Origin of the sequence: Streptomyces sp. V4I8, assembly GCF_041261225.1 — a bacterium.
Taxonomy (GTDB): domain Bacteria; phylum Actinomycetota; class Actinomycetes; order Streptomycetales; family Streptomycetaceae; genus Streptomyces.
In genome coordinates, this window is sequence record NZ_JBGCCN010000001.1 from 6,147,975 (window position 1) to 6,169,378 (window position 21,404).

23 protein-coding genes are annotated in these 21,404 nt (G+C 70.5%); 15 read left to right on the plus strand and 8 right to left on the minus strand.

What is annotated here, in order from left to right; translation table 11 throughout:
* Window positions 1–12: 12 nt before the first annotated feature.
* Window positions 13–957: a DUF389 domain-containing protein gene (locus tag ABIE67_RS28105; RefSeq protein ID WP_370263114.1), complete on the minus strand. Its 945-nt coding sequence runs from the start codon at window positions 955–957 to the stop codon at window positions 13–15.
* A gap of 16 nt (window positions 958–973) precedes the next feature.
* Complete coding sequence (gene coaA / locus ABIE67_RS28110) at window positions 974–1,942, minus strand: type I pantothenate kinase (protein WP_370263116.1); 969 nt, start codon at window positions 1,940–1,942, stop codon at window positions 974–976.
* A gap of 208 nt (window positions 1,943–2,150) precedes the next feature.
* On the opposite strand from coaA, the gene ABIE67_RS28115 reads away from it, so the two are divergent.
* From ABIE67_RS28115 to glmS, 3 genes are all read left to right on the plus strand, one after another.
* Window positions 2,151–3,176: an ATP-binding cassette domain-containing protein gene (locus ABIE67_RS28115; RefSeq protein ID WP_370263118.1), complete on the plus strand. Its 1,026-nt coding sequence runs from the start codon at window positions 2,151–2,153 to the stop codon at window positions 3,174–3,176.
* A complete protein-coding gene (locus ABIE67_RS28120; RefSeq protein WP_370263123.1) occupies window positions 3,173–3,988 on the plus strand; it encodes an ABC transporter permease in 816 nt (271 codons plus the stop codon). The genes ABIE67_RS28115 and ABIE67_RS28120 overlap by 4 nt, the downstream gene beginning before the upstream one ends.
* Before the next feature lie 137 nt (window positions 3,989–4,125).
* The gene (gene glmS, locus ABIE67_RS28125; protein WP_370263126.1) at window positions 4,126–5,973 is read left to right on the plus strand and encodes a glutamine--fructose-6-phosphate transaminase (isomerizing); all 1,848 of its coding nucleotides are present in this window, start codon (window positions 4,126–4,128) and stop codon (window positions 5,971–5,973) included.
* Here glmS and ABIE67_RS28130 read toward each other — a convergent pair.
* Window positions 5,934–6,155 (minus strand): DUF397 domain-containing protein, encoded by a 222-nt coding sequence (locus ABIE67_RS28130; protein ID WP_370263130.1) that lies wholly within the window; start codon window positions 6,153–6,155, stop codon window positions 5,934–5,936. The two genes, glmS and ABIE67_RS28130, sit on opposite strands and share 40 nt — an antisense overlap.
* A gap of 8 nt (window positions 6,156–6,163) precedes the next feature.
* Window positions 6,164–7,000 carry a helix-turn-helix domain-containing protein gene (locus ABIE67_RS28135; RefSeq protein ID WP_370263134.1) on the minus strand — a complete coding sequence of 279 codons (837 nt, stop codon included), beginning with the start codon at window positions 6,998–7,000 and terminating at the stop codon, window positions 6,164–6,166.
* A gap of 206 nt (window positions 7,001–7,206) precedes the next feature.
* Between ABIE67_RS28135 and ABIE67_RS28140 the strand changes: the two genes are divergently transcribed.
* The 3 genes from ABIE67_RS28140 to ABIE67_RS28150 all read left to right on the plus strand — a co-directional run bounded on the left by ABIE67_RS28140 (window position 7,207) and on the right by ABIE67_RS28150 (window position 9,134).
* The gene (locus ABIE67_RS28140) at window positions 7,207–7,617 is read left to right on the plus strand and encodes an ATP-binding protein (protein WP_370263139.1); all 411 of its coding nucleotides are present in this window, start codon (window positions 7,207–7,209) and stop codon (window positions 7,615–7,617) included.
* Between the two features lie 188 nt (window positions 7,618–7,805).
* Window positions 7,806–8,654: a hypothetical protein gene (locus ABIE67_RS28145; RefSeq protein ID WP_370263144.1), complete on the plus strand. Its 849-nt coding sequence runs from the start codon at window positions 7,806–7,808 to the stop codon at window positions 8,652–8,654.
* Between the two features lie 21 nt (window positions 8,655–8,675).
* Complete coding sequence (locus ABIE67_RS28150) at window positions 8,676–9,134, plus strand: hypothetical protein (RefSeq protein ID WP_370263148.1); 459 nt, start codon at window positions 8,676–8,678, stop codon at window positions 9,132–9,134.
* Here ABIE67_RS28150 and ABIE67_RS28155 read toward each other — a convergent pair.
* Together ABIE67_RS28155 and ABIE67_RS28160 are read right to left on the minus strand one after the other, a co-directional pair.
* Window positions 9,064–10,257, minus strand: a complete 1,194-nt coding sequence (locus tag ABIE67_RS28155; RefSeq protein ID WP_370263152.1) for an FAD-dependent monooxygenase — start codon at window positions 10,255–10,257, stop codon at window positions 9,064–9,066. The genes ABIE67_RS28150 and ABIE67_RS28155 overlap by 71 nt on opposite strands.
* Before the next feature lie 60 nt (window positions 10,258–10,317).
* Complete coding sequence (locus tag ABIE67_RS28160; RefSeq protein WP_370263157.1) at window positions 10,318–11,754, minus strand: NAD(P)H-hydrate dehydratase; 1,437 nt, start codon at window positions 11,752–11,754, stop codon at window positions 10,318–10,320.
* Between the two features lie 158 nt (window positions 11,755–11,912).
* On the opposite strand from ABIE67_RS28160, the gene ABIE67_RS28165 reads away from it, so the two are divergent.
* Entirely contained in the window at window positions 11,913–13,061 is a 1,149-nt protein-coding gene (locus ABIE67_RS28165; RefSeq protein WP_370263161.1) for a hypothetical protein, read from the plus strand.
* A 50-nt stretch (window positions 13,062–13,111) separates the two neighbouring features.
* Here ABIE67_RS28165 and ABIE67_RS28170 read toward each other — a convergent pair whose 3' ends face one another.
* Window positions 13,112–13,483 (minus strand): holo-ACP synthase, encoded by a 372-nt coding sequence (locus ABIE67_RS28170; RefSeq protein WP_370263165.1) that lies wholly within the window; start codon window positions 13,481–13,483, stop codon window positions 13,112–13,114.
* Between the two features lie 109 nt (window positions 13,484–13,592).
* Between ABIE67_RS28170 and ABIE67_RS28175 the strand changes: the two genes are divergently transcribed.
* The 4 genes from ABIE67_RS28175 (at window position 13,593) to tsaE (ending at window position 17,600) form a co-directional block, all read left to right on the plus strand.
* Window positions 13,593–14,480 carry a L,D-transpeptidase family protein gene (locus ABIE67_RS28175; RefSeq protein WP_370263170.1) on the plus strand — a complete coding sequence of 296 codons (888 nt, stop codon included), beginning with the start codon at window positions 13,593–13,595 and terminating at the stop codon, window positions 14,478–14,480.
* 90 nt (window positions 14,481–14,570) lie between these two features.
* A complete protein-coding gene (gene alr / locus ABIE67_RS28180; RefSeq protein WP_370263174.1) occupies window positions 14,571–15,737 on the plus strand; it encodes an alanine racemase in 1,167 nt (388 codons plus the stop codon).
* A 140-nt stretch (window positions 15,738–15,877) separates the two neighbouring features.
* Window positions 15,878–17,122: an alpha/beta fold hydrolase gene (locus ABIE67_RS28185; protein ID WP_370263179.1), complete on the plus strand. Its 1,245-nt coding sequence runs from the start codon at window positions 15,878–15,880 to the stop codon at window positions 17,120–17,122.
* The gene (tsaE, locus tag ABIE67_RS28190; protein ID WP_370263184.1) at window positions 17,088–17,600 is read left to right on the plus strand and encodes a tRNA (adenosine(37)-N6)-threonylcarbamoyltransferase complex ATPase subunit type 1 TsaE; all 513 of its coding nucleotides are present in this window, start codon (window positions 17,088–17,090) and stop codon (window positions 17,598–17,600) included. Before ABIE67_RS28185 ends, tsaE begins: the two co-directional genes overlap by 35 nt.
* A 417-nt stretch (window positions 17,601–18,017) precedes the next feature.
* On the opposite strand, the gene ABIE67_RS28195 is transcribed toward tsaE, so the two are convergent.
* The gene (locus ABIE67_RS28195; RefSeq protein ID WP_370269016.1) at window positions 18,018–18,575 is read right to left on the minus strand and encodes a hypothetical protein; all 558 of its coding nucleotides are present in this window, start codon (window positions 18,573–18,575) and stop codon (window positions 18,018–18,020) included.
* Between the two features lie 112 nt (window positions 18,576–18,687).
* Here ABIE67_RS28195 and tsaB point away from each other — a divergent pair, with 112 nt between their 5' ends.
* Genes tsaB through ABIE67_RS28215 form a run of 4 tightly spaced genes read left to right on the plus strand, consistent with a single transcriptional unit; the run spans window position 18,688 to window position 21,266 of the window.
* Window positions 18,688–19,344: a tRNA (adenosine(37)-N6)-threonylcarbamoyltransferase complex dimerization subunit type 1 TsaB gene (gene tsaB / locus ABIE67_RS28200; RefSeq protein WP_370263188.1), complete on the plus strand. Its 657-nt coding sequence runs from the start codon at window positions 18,688–18,690 to the stop codon at window positions 19,342–19,344.
* Window positions 19,345–19,400: 56 nt separating this feature from the next.
* Window positions 19,401–19,898 (plus strand): ribosomal protein S18-alanine N-acetyltransferase, encoded by a 498-nt coding sequence (gene rimI, locus ABIE67_RS28205; protein ID WP_370269018.1) that lies wholly within the window; start codon window positions 19,401–19,403, stop codon window positions 19,896–19,898.
* On the plus strand, window positions 19,891–20,997 hold the full coding sequence (tsaD, locus tag ABIE67_RS28210; protein ID WP_370263192.1) for a tRNA (adenosine(37)-N6)-threonylcarbamoyltransferase complex transferase subunit TsaD: 1,107 nt from the start codon (window positions 19,891–19,893) through the stop codon (window positions 20,995–20,997). Before rimI ends, tsaD begins: the two co-directional genes overlap by 8 nt.
* On the plus strand, window positions 20,994–21,266 hold the full coding sequence (locus tag ABIE67_RS28215; protein WP_370263196.1) for a hypothetical protein: 273 nt from the start codon (window positions 20,994–20,996) through the stop codon (window positions 21,264–21,266). Before tsaD ends, ABIE67_RS28215 begins: the two co-directional genes overlap by 4 nt.
* The last annotated feature ends 138 nt before the right edge of the window (window positions 21,267–21,404 follow it).

Below are 21,404 nucleotides of genomic sequence, written 5' to 3' on the forward strand. Positions count from 1 at the left end.
GCTGACAGGAACTCAGTTTTCCGCGGCGGCCTTGTCACCGGTGGACAGCGACCACAGCCACTTCTGGGCCAGGAGCGTCAGGGTCCCGGCCAGGATGATGCCCAGCAGGTTCAGCAGGAGCTGTTCGGTGGAGCCCCAGGCCTGGTTGTACTCGTCGTAGCTGAAGGCCACCGCGGCGTTCGCGGCGGCCGGGACGGTGGTCACCGAGATGGCGACGCCCACCAGTGCGCCCGACTTGGCCGAGGTCAGGGACAGGGTGCCCGCGCAGCCCGCGAGGACGGCCACGACGAACGAGAACCAGTCGGGCCGGTAGATGAAGTGCGTGTTGGGCCGCTCGGCGTCCAGTTGCGCCGCGCTGAACAGGTGCACGGAGTCCATGAAGTAGCTGAAACCCACCGTGACCACCATGGCCACCGCGAAGCCCACCAGCAGCGCGATCAGCGAGCGCAGCGCCAGGCGTGGTGCCCGCTGGACGATCGCCGTGCTGACGCCGGCCAGCGGGCCGAACTCCGGGCCGACCGCCATCGCTCCCACGATCAGGATCGCGTTGTCGAGCACGACACCGCAGGCGGCGATCATCGTGGCGAGCGTGAGGAAGGCGAGGTAGGTGACGGAGAGCGTCGACTCCTCGTGCGTGGCGTCGGCCAGGTGCTCCCACAGCACCGCGTCGGCTCCCTCTCCGGGGGCCTCCGCCTCGGCTTTGTCGGCGCGCCTGGACAGCGACAGGTCGATGTTCTCCACGGCGATGGAGCCGGACTCCTCGATGCCCAACTGCTGGAGGCCGGTGAGAAGTTCGTCGCCCGCCTCACGTGCCACGTCACACAGCACCAGGTCCCCGACGGGGTTGCGGGCGGCACCGGGCAGGACGGCGACGTGCGTCGTTCCCACCGTCTTCTCGATCAGACGGACCGCGTCGTCGGTCTTGTCGGACGGCGTGATCAGGCGGAGATGGAGCATGGAGGCAGCGTAGCCGTCACAGCTTGCGCAGGCTCAGGCGCTGCACCTTGTGGTCCGGGCCCTTGCGGACGACCAGGGTGGCCCGGCCGCGGGTGGGCGCGATGTTCTCGACCAGGTTGGGCTTGTTGATGGTGCGCCACATCGTGCGGGCGTAGTCGAGGGCCTCCTCCTCGGAGACCTGGGTGTAGCGGCGGAAGTACGAGGAGGGGTTCTGGAAGGCGGTCTCGCGCAGCCGCTTGAAGCGGTTGAGGTACCAGTGCTCGATGTCCTCGGTGCGGGCGTCGACGTACACGCTGAAGTCGAAGTAGTCGGCGAGGCCGACCCGGGTGCGGCCGTCCTTGCCGGGCAGGGCGGGCTGGAGGACGTTCAGCCCCTCGACGATCAGGATGTCGGGCCGGCGGACCGTGAGCTTCTGGTCCGGGACGATGTCGTAGATCAGATGGGAGTAGACGGGGGCCGTGACCTCGTCCTTGCCCGCCTTGATGTCGGCGACGAAGCGGGTCAGGGCGCGGCGGTCGAAGGACTCGGGGAAGCCCTTGCGCGACATCAGGCCGCGGGCCTGCAGCTCCCTGGTCGGGAGCAGGAAGCCGTCCGTCGTCACCAGCTCGACGCGCGGGTGCTCGGGCCAGCGGGAGAGCAGGGCCTGGAGGAGCCGGGCCACCGTGGACTTTCCTACGGCGACCGAGCCGGCGACCCCTATGACGAACGGGGTGCCGGACTGGGAGCCCTGTTCGCCGAGGAAGGTGTTCAGGGCGCCGCGCAGGCCGTCGGTGGCGCCCACGTAGAGGTTGAGGAGGCGGGAGAGCGGGAGGTAGATGTCACGGACCTCGTCGAGGTCGATGACGTCGCCCAGGCCGCGCAGCTTCTCGACCTCCTCCGCCGTGAGCGGCAGCGGGGTCTTGTCGCGCAGCGCGCTCCACTCCGAGCGGGTGAGGTCGACGTAGGGAGTCGCCTCCGGCCTGGGCCGGTGGGCGCTCCGGGGCATCGAGGAGACCTGAGAGATCACAGTCCATTGTTACGGCAGCACGAACGGACGGTGAGGTGGGATCCGTCACGCCGCGACCTTTTGGAGAAAACGACAGCTTCTACTGGAAATCCGGGCAAGGTGGGGAATGTCAGTGGCGTGCGTCACAGTTGTGGGAGAGGTGGGCCCGGGCCGGGTCCACGACCTCGAGGGGTGACGAGGGGTGACCATGACGACGTATGCGATCGAGGCGCAAGGCCTGGTCAAGCGGTTCAAGGACACCGAGGCGCTGGCCGGGGTCGACCTCGGAGCCCGGAGAGGCACCGTGCTCGGACTGCTGGGTCCCAACGGCGCCGGGAAGACGACCGCGGTGCGGATCTTCGCGACGCTGCTCCGGCCCGACGGGGGCCGGGCCCACGTGGCCGGGCACGACGTGGTCCGGGAGGCCGGGGTCGTACGCGCCATGGTCGGGCTGACCGGGCAGTACGCGGCGGTGGACGAGAACCTGACCGGCACGGAGAACCTGCTGCTCATCGGCCGGCTGCTCGGACTGTCACGGCGGGACGCCCGGGCGCGGGCCCGGGAGCTGCTGGAGCGCTTTCAGCTCACGGACGCGGCCGGGCGGGCCGTGAAGACCTTCTCCGGCGGCATGCGCAGGCGTCTGGACCTCGCGGCCAGCCTCGTGGGCCGCCCCAGCATCCTCTTCCTCGACGAGCCGACCACCGGCCTGGACCCGCACAGCCGCGGTGAGCTGTGGGACCTGCTGCGGGGCCTGGTCGCGGACGGTGCGACGGCCCTGCTGACCACGCAGTATCTGAACGAGGCCGATGTGCTCGCCGACGACATCGTGGTGATCGACAAGGGCCGGGTGATCGCCGAGGGCACCCCTGACCAGCTGAAGTCGCAGGTCGGAGGGCAGGTGCTGGAGCTGCGGCCGGTGGCGGAGCAGGACCTCGCGAGGGCGCATGTGCTGGTGGCCGGGGCCGCCGGACCGGAGGCCCGCATCGAGGGCGAGACGATCACCGCCCCGGTGAAGGACCCCGAGCTGATGCCGGCCGTCGTGCGCACCCTCGACCGTGAGGGGATCGCGGTCGGCGAGCTCGCGCTGCGCCGCTCCTCGCTCGACGAGGTCTTCCTCGCCCTGACCGGCCACCGCGCCGAACCCGGCGACCCCGAGGGCAACGGCGGCGCGGCCGTCCGGGACGAGGACGCGGACGCCGACACCGAGCTGCGGAAGGCGGTGATGCGGCCGTGACCGCCACCGCCACCACCATCACGGCACCGGTCACCAAGTCGGGCCGGGTGCGACCGCTCGACGGGCTCCGCCAGACCTTCACGATGGCCTGGCGGAGCCTGGTCGCGGTCAAGCACAACCCGCTGGAGCTGGTCGACTACAGCATCACGCCCATCATGTTCGTGTTCCTCTTCACCTATGTGCTGGGCGGGCAGATGGCCGGATCGCCCGAGGCGTACCTGAAGTACGCGCTGCCCGGCATCATCGTCCAGAACACCCTGTTCATGACCATGTACACGGCCATGGCGCTCAACACCGACCTCACCAAGGGAGTCTTCGACCGCCTGCGCAGCCTGCCGATAGCCCGCTCCGCCCCGCTCATCGGCCGCATCACCGCGGACCTCGCCAAGCACGTCTGGGCGATGCTCCTCATGATCGGCCTCGGCCTGCTGCTCGGCTTCCGGATCACCGGGGGACTGGACGGACTGGTGCTCGGGATGCTGCTGGTGGTCGTCTTCGCCGCGGCGGTGTCGTGGAGCGCGGTGCTGATCGGGATGCTCGCGGGGGACGCGGAGAAGGTGCAGGCCTTCGCCTTCACGATCATCTTCCCCATCACCTTCACCAGCAGCGCCTTCGTCATGGTCGACACCATGCCGGGGTGGCTGCAGGCATGGAGCGACGTCAATCCGGTGACGCATCTGTCGGACGCGTTCCGGGGGTTGCTGCTGGGCGGGGCGGTGGCGGAACCGGTGCTGTGGTCGTTGGTGTGGGCCGCGGGGATCGCGGTGGTGTTCTATCCGGTGGCCATGCGGGCTTATCGGGCCAAGACCTGAGGGGCCAGGGGTCTGGGGTCTGGGGGCTCGCCTGAGCCTGGGACTTGGGCCTCGGGGCCTCGTACCGGGGTGGGAATTTCCGAAATCGGGCACGCTGCGGCCGATTCCGAGCGGAGTTCGGTCGTAGGCTGCCGCGCATGTGCGGAATCGTGGGATACGTGGGGTCGCAGTCGGCGCTGGAGATTGTCACGGCCGGACTGAAGCGGCTGGAGTACCGGGGGTACGACTCGGCGGGGGTCGCCGTCCTGGCGGACGGGGGGCTGGCGGCCGCGAAGAAGGCGGGCAAGCTCGTCAATCTCGAGAAGGAGCTGACCGAGCGGCCGTTGCCGACCGGGACCACCGGGATCGGGCACACGCGCTGGGCCACGCACGGAGGGCCCACGGACGCGAACGCGCACCCGCACCTCGACAACGCCGGACGCGTCGCCGTCGTGCACAACGGCATCATCGAGAACTTCGCCGCACTTCGGGCCGAGTTGGAGGAGCGGGGCCACGAGCTGGGGTCGGAGACCGACACCGAGGTGGTCGCCCACCTGCTCGCCGAGGAGTTCTCGGTGACCGCCGACCTCGCCGAGGCCATGCGGCTCGTGTGCCGGCGGCTGGAGGGGGCCTTCACGCTGGTCGCGGTGCACGCGGACGAGCCCGAGGTGGTCGTGGGTGCGCGACGGAACTCGCCGCTGGTGGTGGGCGTTGGGGAGGGCGAGGCCTTTCTCGCATCGGACGTCGCCGCGTTCATCGCCCATACGCGGTCGGCGATCGAGCTGGGGCAGGACCAGGTCGTGGAGCTGCGGCGGGACGGGGTGACCGTCACCGGGTTCGACGGCCGGCCGGCGGATGTGCGTTCCTATCACGTCGACTGGGACGCGTCGGCCGCGGAAAAGGGCGGCTATGACTACTTCATGCTCAAGGAGATCGCCGAGCAGCCCAAGGCTGTCGCCGACACCTTGCTGGGGCGCATCGACGCCGCCGGCTCCCTGACGCTGGACGAGGTCCGCATCAGCGCGTCCGCCCTGCGGGAGGTCGACAAGGTCGTCATCGTCGCCTGCGGTACGGCCTTCCACGCCGGGCTGATCGCCAAGTACGCCATCGAGCACTGGACGCGGATTCCGTGCGAGGTCGAGCTGGCCAGTGAATTCCGCTACCGGGACCCGATCCTCGATCAGCAGACGCTGGTCATCGCCATCTCCCAGTCCGGCGAGACCATGGACACGCTCATGGCGCTACGGCACGCCCGTGAGCAGGGGGCGCGGGTACTGGCGATCTGCAACACCAACGGGTCGACCATTCCGCGGGAGTCGGATGCGGTGCTGTACACGCATGCCGGGCCCGAGGTCGCGGTTGCGTCCACCAAGGCGTTCCTGACGCAGTTGGTGGCCTGCTACTTGGTGGCGCTGTATCTGGGGCAGGTCCGCGGCACCAAGTGGGGGGACGAGATCCACGCGGTGGTGCGGGACCTGGCGAAGATCGGTGGTGAGGTCGAGCGGGTGTTGGAGACCATGGAGCCGGTGCGGGAGCTGGCGCGGTCGCTTGCCCACAAGAACACCGTGCTGTTCCTGGGTCGGCATGTCGGGTATCCGGTTGCCCTTGAGGGTGCGCTCAAGCTCAAGGAACTCGCCTATATGCACGCGGAGGGGTTCGCGGCGGGGGAGTTGAAGCACGGGCCCATCGCCCTCATCGAGGACGATCTGCCGGTGGTCGTGGTCGTGCCCTCGCCCCGGGGGCGGTCCGTCCTGCACGACAAGATCGTGTCCAACATCCAGGAGATCCGGGCCCGGGGCGCGCGGACGATCGTGATCGCGGAGGAGGGGGACGAGGCGGTGGTGCCGTACGCGGATCACCTGATCCGGATCCCGGCCACGCCGACGCTGCTTCAGCCGTTGGTGGCCACGGTGCCGTTGCAGGTGTTCGCGTGTGAGCTGGCCACCGCCCGGGGGAACGAGGTGGATCAGCCTCGGAACCTGGCGAAGTCGGTGACGGTGGAGTGAGCCGACGTCAGGTGGTTGAGGAAGGCGGTGAAGGCTCCGGTCGGGAAGGTGAGGGTTGCCCTGGCCGGGGTCTTTGAGTCGCGGATGGCGGTGTGGGTGGGGGACGTTGCGACCTCCACGCAGTCGTTGCCGTCGCCCTCTCCGGAGTACGAGGACTTCCGCCAGTTGTCGAGAGTGGTCATGGGGTGCCTCACAGCTCTTTCGCCAGCTTGTGGATGAAGTCACGGGACCGCTCGGGAGCGAGTGCTACTGACTCCACTTTACGGAAGCGCGTTCGATAGGCGTTGAGCTGGGCTTCGGAGTCGATGAAGATTGAGCCGTAGGGCGCGTCACGCACCACTGTGTCCAGCTTGGGCAGAGGGCCACCCACGTAGGTCATGGTGTTCGAAGCCCTGGAGAAGCCGTCCAAGTCGAAGGGGATGACGCGGAGGGTGATGTGTTCCGCTTCGGAAAGCTCGATGAGTCGTGCGAGTTGAGCCCGTGAGGCGACGCGGTCGCTGACCCTGATGCGCAGTGCCGCCTCGTGGATCACCACCTGGTACGGAATGTCGATCTCCTGGCGTGCCATGCGATGGCGGACCCGCAACTCGAGTTCGTCGGGCGTGAGTTCTGGCACGCGCGAAGAGAAGACAGCACGGGCGTAGTGCTCAGTTTGCAGCAGGCCCGGCACGAACAGGATGGCTACCTCTCGGCGGAACGAGGCGTGGTGATCGAGTTCCGCCAGGTCCAGGAATGGCGTGGGCAGCAGGCCTCGGTACTCCTCCCACCACCCGTTTGTCCGGTCGGTGGCAATCGCCACCAGGGCGTCGATGAACTCATCGTCCGTGCAGGCGTAGTGAGAAGCGAGACGGCGCAGCCGTTCCTCGCTCACACCGGTGAGGCCGGACTCGATGTGGCTGATCTGCACGGAACTCACGCCGAGCAGCGCTGCCGCCTCGCGGGCCTTGAGGCCTGCCGCGTCGCGGAGTCTGCGCAGTTCGACCGCTAGGCGCATCTGACGTGCCGTGGGTTCGCGCCTCAGAACCATCGACTGCTCCTCGTTCAACGCGCTTGTAGACGCGACTCGTTCGGGGGTCAGATTACGCGATCGGCTTGCTCTGGATGAAATCTTAGGTCTACCGTCGGTGACGCAACGCACACGCAGCGGAAGCGCACCGCGCCGTCCTGCCATGGCGGCCGCGGCAATGACACCGCACAACTCCCACCCCACCCCACCCCGAACGGAGTTCACCCATGCCCGAAACAGAGCCCTGGGAGTACACCCTCTACATCCCGAACGATGTCCGAGCCGTCACCGTCTCCCGCCGCACCCTCCGGCTGATCCTCACCATGCACGGCCTCATCAGCCTCGCCGACACCGCCGAACTCCTCGCCACCGAGCTGGTCGCCAACGCCGTACTCCATACCAAGGGCCCCGCCGCCCTGCGCGTGCGCTGGTCGGCCGGTGTGCTGCGGATCGGGGCGTGGGACGCGAACCCCGAACCGCCGGAGCCACCGCGGGAGTTGGCGGCGCTCGGGGAGGCCGAGGAGGGGCGGGGGCTTGCCCTTGTCCGCGCGTGCGCCGATCTGTGGGGGTGGCAGCCGCTGACAAGGAACGGCAACCGGGGCAAGTATGTGTGGTGCGAGCTGACCGCGGTGGCGTGAACGTTTTCTCGCCGCTCGAAAGAGTGAACGTATCCCGGTCATCCGGATCTTCCGTCCATCACGCCATCAAGGTTGCGCACATGGTCACATCAGCTCACGAGGGCATGCACCGCATCTTTCAGGAGCGGCCCGAAATCCTGGCGCCCGTCTTCGGGGTGCTGGGCGTCCCGTGATCCGCGAAGGCGACCGTGGACGCCGTCACCACGGACGTGACGGAGACGCGGCCGCTGGAACGTCGGGTCGACACCGTGCTGCGCGTCGGGCCGTCCGACGGCGAGGACTTTCTGCTTGCCATCGAGTCCCAGTCGGGCAAGGTGGCGGGCAAGGAGTGGAGTTGGGCGTATTACATCGCCTACCTTCAGGCGAAGTTCGGACTGCCCGTGTTGCTTCTCGTGGTCTGCCAGGACAGAGCTACAGCCAAGTGGGCGTCCGGTCCCTTCGATTGCAGCACGCGCGGCTGGACGGCTCTGCGGACGTACCCACTGGTCGCCGGGCCGGACAACATGCCGGTGATCACCGATGCCCGGACCGCGGCGAAGAACCTCGCACTGGCCGCGTTCTCTGCCTTGGCACACGCCCGAAGTCCCGAGTGCGGCGCCATACTGGAAGCCATCAGCAGCGCCCTTCTGGAGATCCAGCAGACCGATCCTGACAGCGCCGAGTACGTCTTCGACTTCCTGGAAGTCACCCTGGGTAAGACTCCGGCCGGAGAGAAATGGATGGAAATCATGTCGACGTTCGTCAGCTACTTCCCCGGCCGGGGGACAGTCCGTGAGACGGCGTACCTGAAAGGCATGGCCGACGGCGAGGTCAAAGGCGTGGCCAAAGGTGTGGCCCAAGGCGAGGCCAAGGGGATCCTGTCCGTGCTGGAGGTGCGCGGCATCCCCGTACCGGACAGCGTGCGTGAGCGCATCACCACCTGCACCGACCTCGATCGCATGGACGCCTGGCTGGAGCGCTCCCGTACGGTCGAGCGGGCCGAGGATCTGTTCGCCGAGGACCCGGAGGTTCCGGGGACCAGTCCTGAACAGGCGTGAGCGTTGACTGCCCTGCACCGCATGAACCCGGAGCTGCGAGAGGAAATCGCAGGTATTTCCACTTCGCTCATGGCAGGCATGGCCTTGGGGCTTCCGCCCGAGAAGGCCAGGGCTGAACTCCACGGAAGGTACAAGGAGATCCTCAAGCGGGAGAACCTGTCTCCCTGGGACATCGCGTATCTGCGGGGAAAGATCGAGAAGTGGCCGCCGGGATACGTCGAGGAGTGGGCCTCCGGGTACGCCGAAGGCCTGGCCGAAGCCCGCGTCTCGCGGATCTTGCGCATCCTGGAGAAGCGCGGCATCCCTGTTCCCGAGGGCGAGCGGGAGCGCATCACCTCGTCCACCGACCTCGATACGCTCGCCCTCTGGTTCGACCGCTCTCTGACAGCTGCCACAGCCGAGGACCTGTTCAGCGAGGACCAGGGCCTTCCGAGTGCCGATCCAATGCGTCCGCCCTCCACGCCGTCGCCTGCGGCATGAACCTGTGCTCGGCCGCGTACCCCGCCATACGCGCGTTCCGCGCCTGGGCCTCCGCCCCGTCCGGCAAGTGGAAGTCCCTGCCCGCCCGGGCCGAAGCGGCCTGCATGCCCGTCGCCCCCGCCAGCCGTCGCCGCACGTAGCGCTCCAGGGCACCCGGCACCTCGGCCGGCATCACGCCCACCAGTACGTCGCCCAGCACCGCCGCGTCCAGGATCGCCTGGGCCGCACCCTGCGCCTGGAACGGGACCATCGCGTGGGCGCTGTCGCCGAGGAGGGTCACCCGGCCGACGTTCCAGCGGGCGAGGGGGGTGCGGGTGTGGATGCCGTAGCGGAAGACGTGGCCCGCGCGTTCGAGGACGCTCAGCACGCGGGCGTCCCAGCCGGCGAACTCGCGTAGCTGCTCTCCGGGTTCCGCCCGGGCGGTCCACGACTCCTGGGCCAGCTCCTCCGTGCTGAACACGGCCACGACGTTGAGCAGTTCGCCCCGCCGCACCCAGTAGTGGACGAAGTGGCGGTCCGGGCCGAGCCAGACGGCGAGCGGCGGCAGGCCCAAGTCCTTCACCTCGTCCGACGGCAGCAGGGCCCGGTACGCGGCCGTTCCCGAGAAAACCGCCTCATCCTCGCCGAAGAGCCACTGGCGGGCCGAGGAGCGGATCCCGTCCGCGGCCACCACCAGGTCCGCGGTCAGGCGTTCGCCCGTCGCCGTCATCACCTGGGCGTAGTCGTCGTCCTGGCCGATGGCGACGACCGTCGTGTTCAGGCGTACCGACTCCCGTGGCACCGCGGCGGCCAATGCGCCGTGCAGGTCCGCCCGGTGCACCACCAGATACGGCGCCCCGAACTCCTCCTCCGCCTCGCGGCCCAGCGCGTAGCGGCAGATCTCCGAGCCGTCCGACCAGGTGTGGAAGCTGACGTGGGCGGGGCGGGCGGCCTGTGCGGCGACCGCGTCCAGCACGTCCAGCCGGCGCAGCTCCCGCGTGGCGTTCGGGGCGAGCTGGATTCCGGCGCCCACCTCCGTGAAGCGCGCCGTCTGTTCGACCAGGGTCACATCGACGCCGGCGCGGCGCAGGCTCAGGGTCGCGGCCAGTCCTCCGATGCCGGCTCCGACCACGATCGCCCTCATGCGACGCCCCCGACGGGACACCGGCCCCGTGGAACAGAACGCCGCCGTATCTCCCTCTCCTCAGCCCCGTACATCCCGCCAAGCCCCCGGAATCCCTTCGGCCACGTCATGCGCCCCCACCGGCGCCCCGTCCGCCGCGAATCTCGCCGAGAGACCATGGAGATACGCCGCCACGCTCGCAGCGTCCACCGCCGTGAGCCCCGCCGCCAGCAGCGATCCCGCCAATCCGGACAGCACGTCACCGCTGCCTGCCGTGGCCAGCCAGCCGGTTCCGGTCGGGTTGACGCGTACGGCCCCCGTACCGCCGGCTTCCGCCACCAGCGTCGTCGACCCCTTCAACAGCACCGTCGCCGCATACCGCCCCGCCAACTCCCGTACCGAAGCCAGCCGAGCCCCTTCGACCTCCTCCCGGGAGACACCGAGCAGCGCCGCCGCCTCCCCGGCGTGCGGGGTCATCAGGGTCGGTGCCGCACGGCCCCGTACCGCCTCCGCGTCCGCCAGCCGCAGCCCGTCCGCGTCGAGCAGCACCGGTACGTCCGTCGCCAGCACCTCCGCCACCGTCGCCGCGTCGTCCCCGGCGCCCGGGCCGACGACCCATGCCTGTACGCGCCCGGCCTTCTTCGGTCCCCGTTCCGACACCAGCGTCTCGGGGAACCGGGCGATCACCGCGTCCCCGGCCGGACCGACGTACCGTACGGCGCCCGCCCCGCCCCGCAGCGCCCCCGCGACGGCGAGTACGGCCGCGCCCGGGTATCGCGCGGATCCCGCCGCGATGCCCACGACACCGCGCCGGTACTTGTCCGTCTCCGCGGCCGGGAGCGGCAACAGCGCCGCCACGTCGTCGTGTTGCAGCGCCTCCAGCTCCACCGCGTCGTTCGGCAGCGCCAGACCGATGTCCACCAGCCGCACCACACCGGCGTACTCCCGCGCCGGATCGATCAGCAGGCCCGGCTTGTGGGTGCCGAAGGTGACCGTGAGGTCGGCCCGCAGTGCCGTGCCGCGTACCTCGCCCGTCTCGACGTCCACGCCGCTCGGCAGGTCGACGGCGACCACGGCCGCCCTCGACCGGGCCACCGCGTCGGCCAGCGGTGCCGCCTCCGGTCGTAGCCCGCCCTTGCCGCCGATCCCGACGATGCCGTCGACGACCAGATCCGCCCGCTCGATCAGGTCCTCGGCCTCCGCGGTCCCCACCGCCCGGCCGCCCGCCCGCCGCAGTGCCGCGAGGCCTCCGGGGTGGGCCCGCTCGGGCGTCAGCAGGATCGCCGTGACTCCCGCCCCGCGCCTGGCCAGTCGGGCCCCGGCGTAGAGGGCGTCGCCGCCGTTGTCGCCGCTGCCGATCAGCAGGGCGACCCGGCTGCCGTACACCCGGCCCAGCAGATCCGCGCAGGCGGCGGCGAGTCCGCCCGCCGCCCGCTGCATCAGCGTCCCGTCCGGAAGCCGTGCCATCAGCTCCCGTTCGGCCGCCCTTACCGTCTCCACGCTGTACGCAGTCCGCATGCGTTCGAGTCTCCCGCACCGACCCGAACACGTCGCATCCATTGACGCTTTGCCATGCCTTTGCCAAACTCACCCGCCCCCACATGGTGAATCGATTCAGTCGAACGGGATTCGACGAGATCCCGTTCGGTGAGATCGGTTCGACGAGAGGACCCCCCATGTCACGCAGAGCCTCCCTCCTCGCCGCCGTCGGTGCCACCGCTCTCCTCACCGCCGTCGGCACCCTGACCGTCCCCGTGCCGCAGGCCGCGGCCGCCGCTTGCGGTGAAGGCTCCTACCAGGCCGAGGCCGTGCTCAACGGCAGCACCTGGACCGCGCGGCGCGGCGGCAGCACCGTCTACACGGGTGGTGACATGCGGGCCGCCGTCCAGGCGGCCGTGAACAGCCTGACCTCCGGGCGCACCGCCAAGGAGCGGGTGGTGGTGCGGGGTTCGGGCGCCATGTCCGCCGGGTCGCGCATCTCCCTGCCGAGCTACACCGCGCTCGACGTCTGCGGCACCATCAACGTCACCGGCAGCGGTTCCGGCGACCAGGCACCCGTCTACTCGCGCGGCACCCGGGACGTCGAGGTGCAGCATCTGAACCTCACGGGCAGCCCGTTGTACGGGATCTTCCTGCGCAACGTGCAGAACGTCGTCCTCGGGCAGATCGACATGAGGCTGTCCGCCGGTCTGGGCGTGCGGATCGACAACCGCGGGGACACCAGCCAGTGGACGCGGAACGTCCGGATCGACAACGTCTACGTCTCCGGGGCCTCCAGCCACGCCGTGGAGACGTACGGCGTCGACGGCCTCACCATCGGGACGGTGACCGCGCGCAACGTCGGTGAGTCGGGGCTGCTGCTCAACCAGACCATCAACGCCACCGTCACCAAGGTCGACGCCGAGAACGCGGGCACCGGCACCGGGTACGCCGCCTTCCGCATGGCCAACCGGAACGGGCGCGTGGGGAGTTCCTATCCGACCAACATCCGGGTGGGCGAGGTCATCGCGCGCGGGGGCGGACGCGGGGTGTTCTGCGTGTCCGAGAGCGGTGGGGCCGTCATCGACCGCATCTCCCTGTCCAACACCGGGAACAACTCGGTCCTGATCGAGAACTGCTACAACGTCAGCCTCGCCGCCCAGAGCGGCACCATCACGGGCGGCGGCGAGCTGCGACTGGCGGCGCGGTCCGAGTTCCCGAACAACCGGGACATCACCGTCCAGAACCTGACCGTGACCAACTCGGCCATCAGGGAGAGCCCCTGCGGTGAGAACACGACCTTCCGGAACATCACCCGGGTGAACAGCAGTCAGTCCATCTGCTGAGAGTCGGCCGGACGTGCGGTGGCGGAGCCTCGGGTGGGCCGGCCCGTGGATCAGCCCTCCGCCACCACCACCGCCGACGCCACCCCGGCGTCATGGCTCAGCGACACATGCCAGGACCGCACGCCCAGTTCGGCCGCCCGGGCCGCCACCGTCCCCACCACCCGCAGTCGTGGCCGGCCGCTGTCCTCGACGAAGACCTCGGCGTCCGTCCAGAGGAGGCCCGCCGGGGCGCCCAGCGCCTTCGCCAGGGCCTCCTTCGCGGCGAAACGGGCGGCGAGTGAGGCGCTGCCCCGGCGTTCGCCGCTGGGCAGCAGCAACTCGCTCTCCAGGAAGAGCCGTTCGGCCAGCCCCGGTGTGCGTTCCAGCGCCGCCTCGAACCTGTCGATCTCGGCCACGTCGATACCGACCCCGATGATGCTCATGCCGAGCACCTTATGGCCCGCTCGAAAACGCTCCGCAGCGCTCCTCAAAAGAGTGACCCCCGCCGCGCGGCGCCTCCCGCGGGGAAGGTCCTCACGCTTCTCTGTCCGCATGATCAGCGGACGTATCGCAAGCCGGAGCATCGCCTTGCTGCTCGCCGGCGCCGCCGTGCTGCCCGTGGGCAGTGCCTCGGCCGACCCCGAACCCCCGGCTTCCGGACCGCAGGCCGAACTCGTCCCCGGCGTCCCCCTGAACACGCTCCCGCTCTGGGCCACCGACACACCCGACCAGGCGCTGCCGCCGGAGGTGTACGAACCCAGCGCCGAGGAGGACGCCGTCGAGCCGCCGGACGCGGAGGACGACGCGAACGAGCTCGTGGAGTACGTCGACCCCTGGGACGTCCTCGACGAACCGAAGTGCAGCGAGCAGACGGGCCCCCACCAGCGGCAGGTCGAACAGTGGCTGAAGAGGGAGGCGGACGGGAAGCAGTCGGCCGCCGACTGCCGGGCCATCCGCGCCTTCCAGACCAAGCACAAGATCAAACCCGCCATCGGGTTCGCCGGACCTGTGACGTGGGCCACCATGCAGCTCGTCGCCGCCGGGAAGAACCCCAACGCCGCCGGGAAGTGCCCGGTGCGGGCGTACCGGATCGCCTGTGTCGATCTCGACCGGCAGCTGGCCTGGGTGCAGCAGGGGAAGAAGGTCGTGTACGGGCCCGTGCACATCCGCAGCGGCCGGAAGGGATACGGGACGCGCACCGGTTGGCACCGCGTCTACTGGCGGCACAAGAACCACGTGTCGTCGCTCTACGACAGCCCCATGCCGTACTCCCAGTTCTTCAGCGGCGGCCAGGCCTTCCACGGCGTCTACGCCGGCCTCTTCACCCCCGTCGGCTCCAGGGGCTGCGTCAACATGCGCCTGGACGACGCCCGGAAGCTGTGGGGCGTGCTGAGGAACAACGACCGGGTGTACGTGTGGGGGCACCGCTCGGAGCCGTAAGGCCCAGGGGCTGTGTCGAAAGTCCCGTGCGGGGCACGGGGGTCCCGGCTCGGCGGCGTTGTCGGTGCCCTCTGAGACACTGGGGGCGCCATGACAGAAACAGCAGCCCTGCGGACCGCGCCCCTGCGAGCCCGCGCCGAGATCGATCTGGCCGCCCTGCGGGCCAACGTACGGACCCTGCGCGCCCACGCGCCGGGCGCGGCCCTGATGGCCGTCGTGAAGTCGGACGCGTACGGCCACGGGGCGGTGCCGTGTGCCCGCGCGGCGATCGAAGGGGGCGCCGGCTGGCTGGGTACGGCCACGCCCGAGGAGGCCCTCGTGCTGCGGGCCGCCGGGCTGCACGGCGTACGCATCATGTGCTGGCTGTGGACGCCGGGCGGGCCCTGGCGGGAGGCCATCGAGGCCGACCTGGACGTCTCCCTGAGCGGGATGTGGGCCCTGCGGGAGGTCACCGAGGCCGCCCGGCAGGCGGGCGCCCCCGCGCGCGTGCAGCTCAAGGCCGACACCGGGCTCGGGCGCAACGGCTGCCAGCCGGGTGAGGACTGGGCCGAACTGGTCCGCGAGGCCCTGCGGGCCGAGGCCGACGGGCTGGTCCGGATCACCGGGCTCTGGTCGCACTTCGCCTGCGCCGACGAGCCCGGGCACCCGTCCATCGCCGCCCAGCTCTCCCTCTTCCGCGAGATGGTCACGTACGCCGAAGCGAGGGGCGTGCGGCCCGAGGTGCGGCACATCGCCAACTCGCCCGCCACGCTCACCGTCCCGGACAGCCACTTCGACCTCGTGCGCACCGGGATCGCGACCTACGGCATCTCGCCCAGCCCCGAGCTGGGCAGCTCCGCCGACTTCGGGCTGCGGCCCGTGATGACCCTCTCGGCCTCCCTCGCCCTGGTGAAACACGTCCCGGGCGGCCACGGCGTCAGCTACGGCCATCACTACGTCACCCCGGGCGACACCACCCTCGGCCTCGTCCCCCTCGGCTACGCGGACGGCATCCCGCGGCACGCCTCCGGCGCCGGGCCCGTCCTGGTCGGCGGCAAGTGGCGGACGGTCGCGGGGCGGATCGCGATGGACCAGTTCGTCGTCGACCTGGGCGGCGACGAGCCCGGGACGGGGGCGGAAGCGGTGCTGTTCGGGCCCGGTGACCGGGGTGAGCCCACCGCCGAGGACTGGGCGCAGGCCGCGGGGACCATCGCGTACGAAATCGTCACCCGGATCGGAACGCGCGTTCCACGCGTCTATAGAAACGCGTCCCGGTGATGCGGCCATGCGACGCGGCCATGCGACGCGGCTATGTGATGACCATGTGATGCGTTCACGTGATGGTGGTCCTAGGAAAGCTTTCATGGGCATGCGTTCATGTGAATGAGGAACGAGACCGGTAACCAGAGGAGCGGTACGTGAGCGAGAGCAGCGCGGAGGCCGTCGCGGCCGTCGCCTCCGCCACGGGGGCGGCCGCCGCGAACTGGCGCAGGGCGACCGGCTTCGCCGGTGCGGCGATAGGCGTGATCGCGGCCGGCGCGGCCGCGGGTGTCGCCATAGAGCGGATGACCGTGGGCCGGGGCATGCGGCAGAAGGCCCGACTCGCCCTCGACTCGGCGGGACCGTACGGCTCGCTGCGCGGCATGCCCGGCAAGGCGTACGCCGACGACGGCACCGAGCTGTACTACGAGGTCGACGACATCGACCCCGAGGCCGCTCCCGCCCTCACCCCGCGCCGGCGCCGGCTCTTCGGGCGCAAGGCACCCGCCCCCGTCACCGTCGTCTTCAGCCACGGCTACTGCCTCAGCCAGGACTCCTGGCACTTCCAGCGCGCCGCGCTCAGGGGCGTCGTCCGCACCGTGCACTGGGACCAGCGCAGCCACGGCCGGTCCGGGCGGGGCGTCGCCCAGACGGAGCAGGGCACGCACGTGGACATCGAGCAGCTCGGGCGCGACCTGAAGGCCGTCATCGACGCGGCCGCGCCCGAAGGGCCGCTCGTGCTGGTCGGGCACTCCATGGGCGGGATGACCGTCATGGCACTGGCCGACCAGTACCCGGAGCTGATCCTCGACCGGGTCGTCGCCACCGCCTTCGTCGGTACGTCGTCCGGGAAGCTGGGCGAGGTCAACTTCGGGCTGCCCGTCGCGGGAGTGAACGCGGTGCGGCGGGTGCTGCCGGGCGTGCTCAGGGCGCTGGGGCAGCGGGCCGAGCTGGTGGAGAAGGGACGGCGGGCCACCGCGGACCTGTTCGCCGGGATCATCAAGCGGTACTCGTTCTCGTCCCGGGACGTCGACCCGGCCGTCGCCCGGTTCGCCGAGCGGATGATCGAGGGGACCCCGATCGACGTGGTCGCGGAGTTCTACCCGGCCTTCGCCGACCACGACAAGACCGAGGCGCTCGCCCACTTCACGGACATGCCGGTGCTCGTCCTGGCCGGCGTCGGCGACCTCGTCACCCCCAGCGAGCACAGCGAGGCGATCGCCGATCTGCTGCCGGAGGCCGAGCTGGTGCTCGTGCCGGACGCCGGGCACCTGGTGATGCTGGAGCACCCGGAAGTCGTCACCGACCGTCTGGCCGACCTGCTCACCCGCGCGGGTGCCGTGCCCGCAGGGGCTACCGTAAGTGGCTATGGAAGCACCAGCAGCACCGCACAACGCGGGTGATCTTCAGCTGACCGTCACGTCTCCCGACCAGATGCGGGAGCTGGGCCGCCGACTCGCCAAGCTGCTGCGCGCCGGCGACCTCGTGATGCTCAGCGGGGAGCTCGGCGCGGGCAAGACGACGCTGACCCGCGGGCTCGGCGAGGGGCTGGGGGTCCGCGGAGCGGTCACGTCGCCGACCTTCGTGATCGCCCGTGTGCACCCCTCCCTCGGCGACGGGCCGCCGCTCGTCCACGTCGATGCCTACCGGCTGTCCGGCGGGCTCGACGAGATGGAGGACCTCGACCTCGACGTCTCGCTGCCCGAGTCGGTGATCGTCGTGGAGTGGGGCGAGGGCAAGGTCGAGGAGCTCACCGAGGAACGGCTGCAGCTCGTGATCCACCGTGCGGTGGGCGACACCACCGACGAGGTGCGGCATGTGACGGTGACCGGGCTGGGGGAGCGCTGGGCGCCGGTGGACCTGAGCGTGCTCTCCGCCTGAGTCGCATGAACATTCCGACAACACGTCGGCAAGATATTGCGTTCGCGGTCTTGTGCGTGGTCACATGGTATCCAGTTCGTAGTTAGGTGTACCTAACTACGTCCGCCCCCGGCCCCCAGGAGGCGTCCATGTCGGCTTCGGAGAACAAGGTCCAGCAGCGGCCCCAGGCGGTCGCCGGGGTGTCGATGCGGGATCTGTTGGCGGCGGGGGCGGCGGCGCGCGTGATTTCCACGCCGCCGCGGGTGCCTGAGCTGGAGGCGACTCGGCCTGCGGCCGATCAAGGGCATCCCAAAGCGGCTTAGCTCCGCCGGGGGTGCCGCGAGGCCGTCGGTGTCCGCGGGTTCGGTGTGGCTGGTCGCGCCCGCGCGGCGGAGCCGTAGATCGACACGGCCCCGTGCCCCTTCCGGGGGCGTTGCTTCAGTGGATCACCACTACCGTGCGGCCGATCGTCGCGAAGTCCCACATGGCGTTGCCGTCCTCCCGGGATTCGCGGATGCCGCCCGTCTTCACCGTCGGGTTGAAGGGCTGGGGGGCGGAGCCGTCGGCGGGGGCGCTGAAGCCGATGGTGGTGTCCTCGATGGTGGCGAAGCGTACGACGTGTTCGACGGGGAGGCCGTCGGTGCCGGTGACCGCGTTGGAGCGGGACGTGACGGTGTAGGAGCCCAGCGGCGGGTCGACCGTTCCGGGGGTGACGCGGAACGTGCGCTTGACCTTCTCGCCGGGGTCGACCAGCCACACCCGGTCGTCGTCCACCGAGTACACGACCCGTTGCCCCGCACCGGACTGGGCGGGCAGTGCGCCGGGGGCCTTCTTGTCGCGGGGCGCCTTGGAGGTACTCACCTCGGGTGAGCGGGCGGCGTGCGGCTTGCGCAGGTCGGCCGGGACGTTCGCCGAGGCCTGGTAGGCGAGGAAGCCGACACTCGCGAGGGCCGCCACGGTGAGCCCCGCCACGATTCCGGAGCTGCTGCTTGCCACCGTCGCCACCTCAGCGTTCGTGTCGTACGTCGTGATCGAGCCGACCGTAGCAGCCGTCAAGCGGCCGACCGGGGCGGCGCTTCTGGGGGCGCGGGCGCCGTAGGCTGTTTGCGTGCTCTTGCTCGCTCTGGATACCGCCACCCCCGCCGTCACCGTCGCGCTGCACGACGGTACGGACGTCATCGCCTCGTCGAGCCAGGTGGACGCGCGCCGGCACGGCGAGCTGCTGCTGCCGGCCGTCGACCGCGTCCTCACCGAGGCCGGTGTGAAGCTCGACGCCGTCACCGGCATCGTCGTGGGCATCGGCCCCGGCCCGTACACCGGGCTGCGCGTCGGTCTGATGACCGCCGACACCTTCGGGCTCGCCGTCGGCGTCCCCGTGCACGGTGTGTGCACGCTGGACGGCCTCGCGTACGCCGCCGACATCGAGAAGGGCCCCTTCGTCGTGGCGACCGACGCCCGGCGCAAGGAGGTCTACTGGGCGCGCTACGCCGACTCGCGTACGCGGCTGACCGACCCGGCCGTCGACCGGCCCGCCGACATCGCCGACCAGGTCGCAGGTCTGCCCGCGGTCGGCGCGGGCGCGCTGCTGTACCCCGACACCTTCCCCAGCGCCCACGAGCCCGAGCACGTGTCGGCGGCGGCTCTCGCGGCGCTGGCCGCCGAGCGGCTCGCGGCGGGCGAGGAACTGCCCGCGCCCAGACCGCTGTACCTGCGCCGGCCCGACGCCCAGGTCCCCAAGAACTACAAGGTGGTCACCCCCAAGTGACAGGACAGCCGACCGGACCGGAGACCGGGCCGCCCGGGACTCCTGCGCTGCGCGAGATGCGCTGGTGGGACATCGACGCCGTGCTGGGCCTCGAGAAGAACCTGTTCCCCGAGGACGCCTGGTCCCGGGGGATGTTCTGGTCCGAGCTGGCCCACTCCCGGGGGCCCGGGGCGACCCGGCACTACGTCGTCGCCGAGGACGGCGAACGGCTCGTCGGATACGCCGGCCTCGCGTCCTCCGGCGATCTGGCCGACGTCCAGACCATCGCGGTCGCCCGCGACCAGTGGGGGACCGGCCTCGGCGGCCGTCTCCTCACCGAACTGCTGCGGGCCGCCACCGCCTTCGAGTGCGCCGAAGTGATGCTGGAGTGCCGCGTGGACAACGTCCGCGCGCAGAAGCTCTACGAGCGCTTCGGCTTCGAGGCCATCGGCTTCCGGCGCGGCTACTACCAGCCGGGGAACGTGGATGCCCTGGTGATGCGACTGGACACGAAATCCAACAGCGGCTCCGCCGCGGGTTCACCTTCCGTACAAGGAACCGAGATCAATGACTGACGCACGCGACGAGCCGCTCGTACTCGGCATCGAGACCTCCTGCGACGAGACCGGTGTCGGTATCGTCCGCGGCACCACCCTGCTCGCCGACGCCATCGCCTCCAGCGTCGACGAACACGCCCGCTTCGGCGGTGTCGTGCCGGAGGTCGCCTCCCGGGCCCACCTGGAGGCGATGGTCCCGACGATCGACCGCGCGCTGAAGGAGGCCGGGGTGAGCGCCCGCGACCTGGACGGCATCGCGGTGACCGCCGGTCCGGGTCTGGCGGGCGCGCTGCTGGTCGGCGTATCGGCGGCGAAGGCGTACGCCTACGCACTGGGCAAGCCCCTCTACGGGGTCAACCACCTGGCCTCCCACATCTGCGTGGACCAGCTGGAGCACGGGGCGCTGCCGGAGCCGACGATGGCGCTGCTGGTGTCCGGCGGGCACAGCTCTCTGCTGCTGTCGTCCGACATCACCTCCGACGTCCGCCCGATGGGCGCGACCATCGACGACGCGGCCGGCGAGGCCTTCGACAAGATCGCCCGGGTGCTGAACCTGGGCTTCCCGGGCGGTCCGGTCATCGACCGGTACGCGCGCGAGGGCGACCCGGAGGCGATCGCGTTCCCGCGCGGTCTGACCGGCCCGCGAGACCCGGCGTACGACTTCTCCTTCTCCGGCCTGAAGACGGCGGTGGCCCGCTGGATCGAGGCCAAGCGGGCGGCGGGCGAGGAGGTGCCGGTGCGGGACGTGTCCGCCTCCTTCCAGGAGGCGGTCGTGGACGTGCTGACCCGTAAGGCCGTCCGTGCCTGCAAGGACGAGGGCGTCGACCACCTGATGATCGGCGGCGGCGTGGCGGCCAACTCCCGGCTGCGCGCGCTGGCCCAGGAGCGGTGCGAGGCGGCGGGGATCCGGCTGCGGGTGCCCCGGCCGAAGCTGTGCACGGACAACGGGGCGATGGTGGCGGCGCTGGGCGCGGAGATGGTCGCGCGCAACCGGCCGGCGTCGAGCTGGGACCTGTCGGCGGACTCCTCGCTGCCGGTGACGGACCCCCATGTGCCGGGGCACGACCACGACCACGACCACGTGCACGAGGTCAGCAAGGAGAACCTGTACTCGTGACGGTCGCGTCGATGTGGGAGGCGCGGGCGGTTCCGGGGCGGGGGGAGGAACTGCTGGCCTGGGCCCGGGCGCAGGAGTTGGCCGTACGGCCCCTGCGCCGGGAGACCTTCCGGGCGCCGCAGGACCGGGTGCTCGTCATCACCTGGTGGGACGCGGAGTTCGACGCCGAGGTGCCGGAACTGCCGGAGCCGGACGGGGAGTTGGTGACTCGGGCGGTGCATCGGTGGCGGTTCGAATCGGTGGGGCTGGAGTTGCCTCAAGAGGCGTGAGTCAGTTCAACGTTCAGGCATTTGGAATTCACCCTTCCTTCCCAGGATCCCCCTACTTTGACGTGTCCATAGCGGGATCTTGAGCCGGCTTCTGCCGGACGGGGGAGGGGCCGTGACGGTTCGACGTGCGCGTGGCCG

Excerpts from the sequence above, each read along its gene's own strand:
- ABIE67_RS28165 (WP_370263161.1), top strand. The coding sequence starts at position 11,913 with ATGTCACGCAGAGCCTCCCTCCTCGCCGCCGTCGGTGCCACCGCTCTC.
- ABIE67_RS28115 (WP_370263118.1), top strand. The coding sequence starts at position 2,151 with ATGACGACGTATGCGATCGAGGCGCAAGGCCTGGTCAAGCGGTTCAAG.
- ABIE67_RS28160 (WP_370263157.1), bottom strand. The coding sequence starts at position 11,754 with ATGCGGACTGCGTACAGCGTGGAGACGGTAAGGGCGGCCGAACGGGAG.
- ABIE67_RS28170 (WP_370263165.1), bottom strand. The coding sequence starts at position 13,483 with ATGAGCATCATCGGGGTCGGTATCGACGTGGCCGAGATCGACAGGTTC.
- rimI (WP_370269018.1), top strand. The coding sequence starts at position 19,401 with ATGCGCTGGTGGGACATCGACGCCGTGCTGGGCCTCGAGAAGAACCTG.
- ABIE67_RS28175 (WP_370263170.1), top strand. The coding sequence starts at position 13,593 with ATGATCAGCGGACGTATCGCAAGCCGGAGCATCGCCTTGCTGCTCGCC.
- alr (WP_370263174.1), top strand. The coding sequence starts at position 14,571 with ATGACAGAAACAGCAGCCCTGCGGACCGCGCCCCTGCGAGCCCGCGCC.
- tsaE (WP_370263184.1), top strand. The coding sequence starts at position 17,088 with ATGGAAGCACCAGCAGCACCGCACAACGCGGGTGATCTTCAGCTGACC.
- glmS (WP_370263126.1), top strand. The coding sequence starts at position 4,126 with ATGTGCGGAATCGTGGGATACGTGGGGTCGCAGTCGGCGCTGGAGATT.
- ABIE67_RS28150 (WP_370263148.1), top strand. The coding sequence starts at position 8,676 with ATGAACCCGGAGCTGCGAGAGGAAATCGCAGGTATTTCCACTTCGCTC.
- ABIE67_RS28155 (WP_370263152.1), bottom strand. The coding sequence starts at position 10,257 with ATGAGGGCGATCGTGGTCGGAGCCGGCATCGGAGGACTGGCCGCGACC.
- coaA (WP_370263116.1), bottom strand. The coding sequence starts at position 1,942 with ATGCCCCGGAGCGCCCACCGGCCCAGGCCGGAGGCGACTCCCTACGTC.
- ABIE67_RS28140 (WP_370263139.1), top strand. The coding sequence starts at position 7,207 with ATGCCCGAAACAGAGCCCTGGGAGTACACCCTCTACATCCCGAACGAT.
- ABIE67_RS28105 (WP_370263114.1), bottom strand. The coding sequence starts at position 957 with ATGCTCCATCTCCGCCTGATCACGCCGTCCGACAAGACCGACGACGCG.
- tsaD (WP_370263192.1), top strand. The coding sequence starts at position 19,891 with ATGACTGACGCACGCGACGAGCCGCTCGTACTCGGCATCGAGACCTCC.
- ABIE67_RS28135 (WP_370263134.1), bottom strand. The coding sequence starts at position 7,000 with ATGGTTCTGAGGCGCGAACCCACGGCACGTCAGATGCGCCTAGCGGTC.
- ABIE67_RS28130 (WP_370263130.1), bottom strand. The coding sequence starts at position 6,155 with ATGACCACTCTCGACAACTGGCGGAAGTCCTCGTACTCCGGAGAGGGC.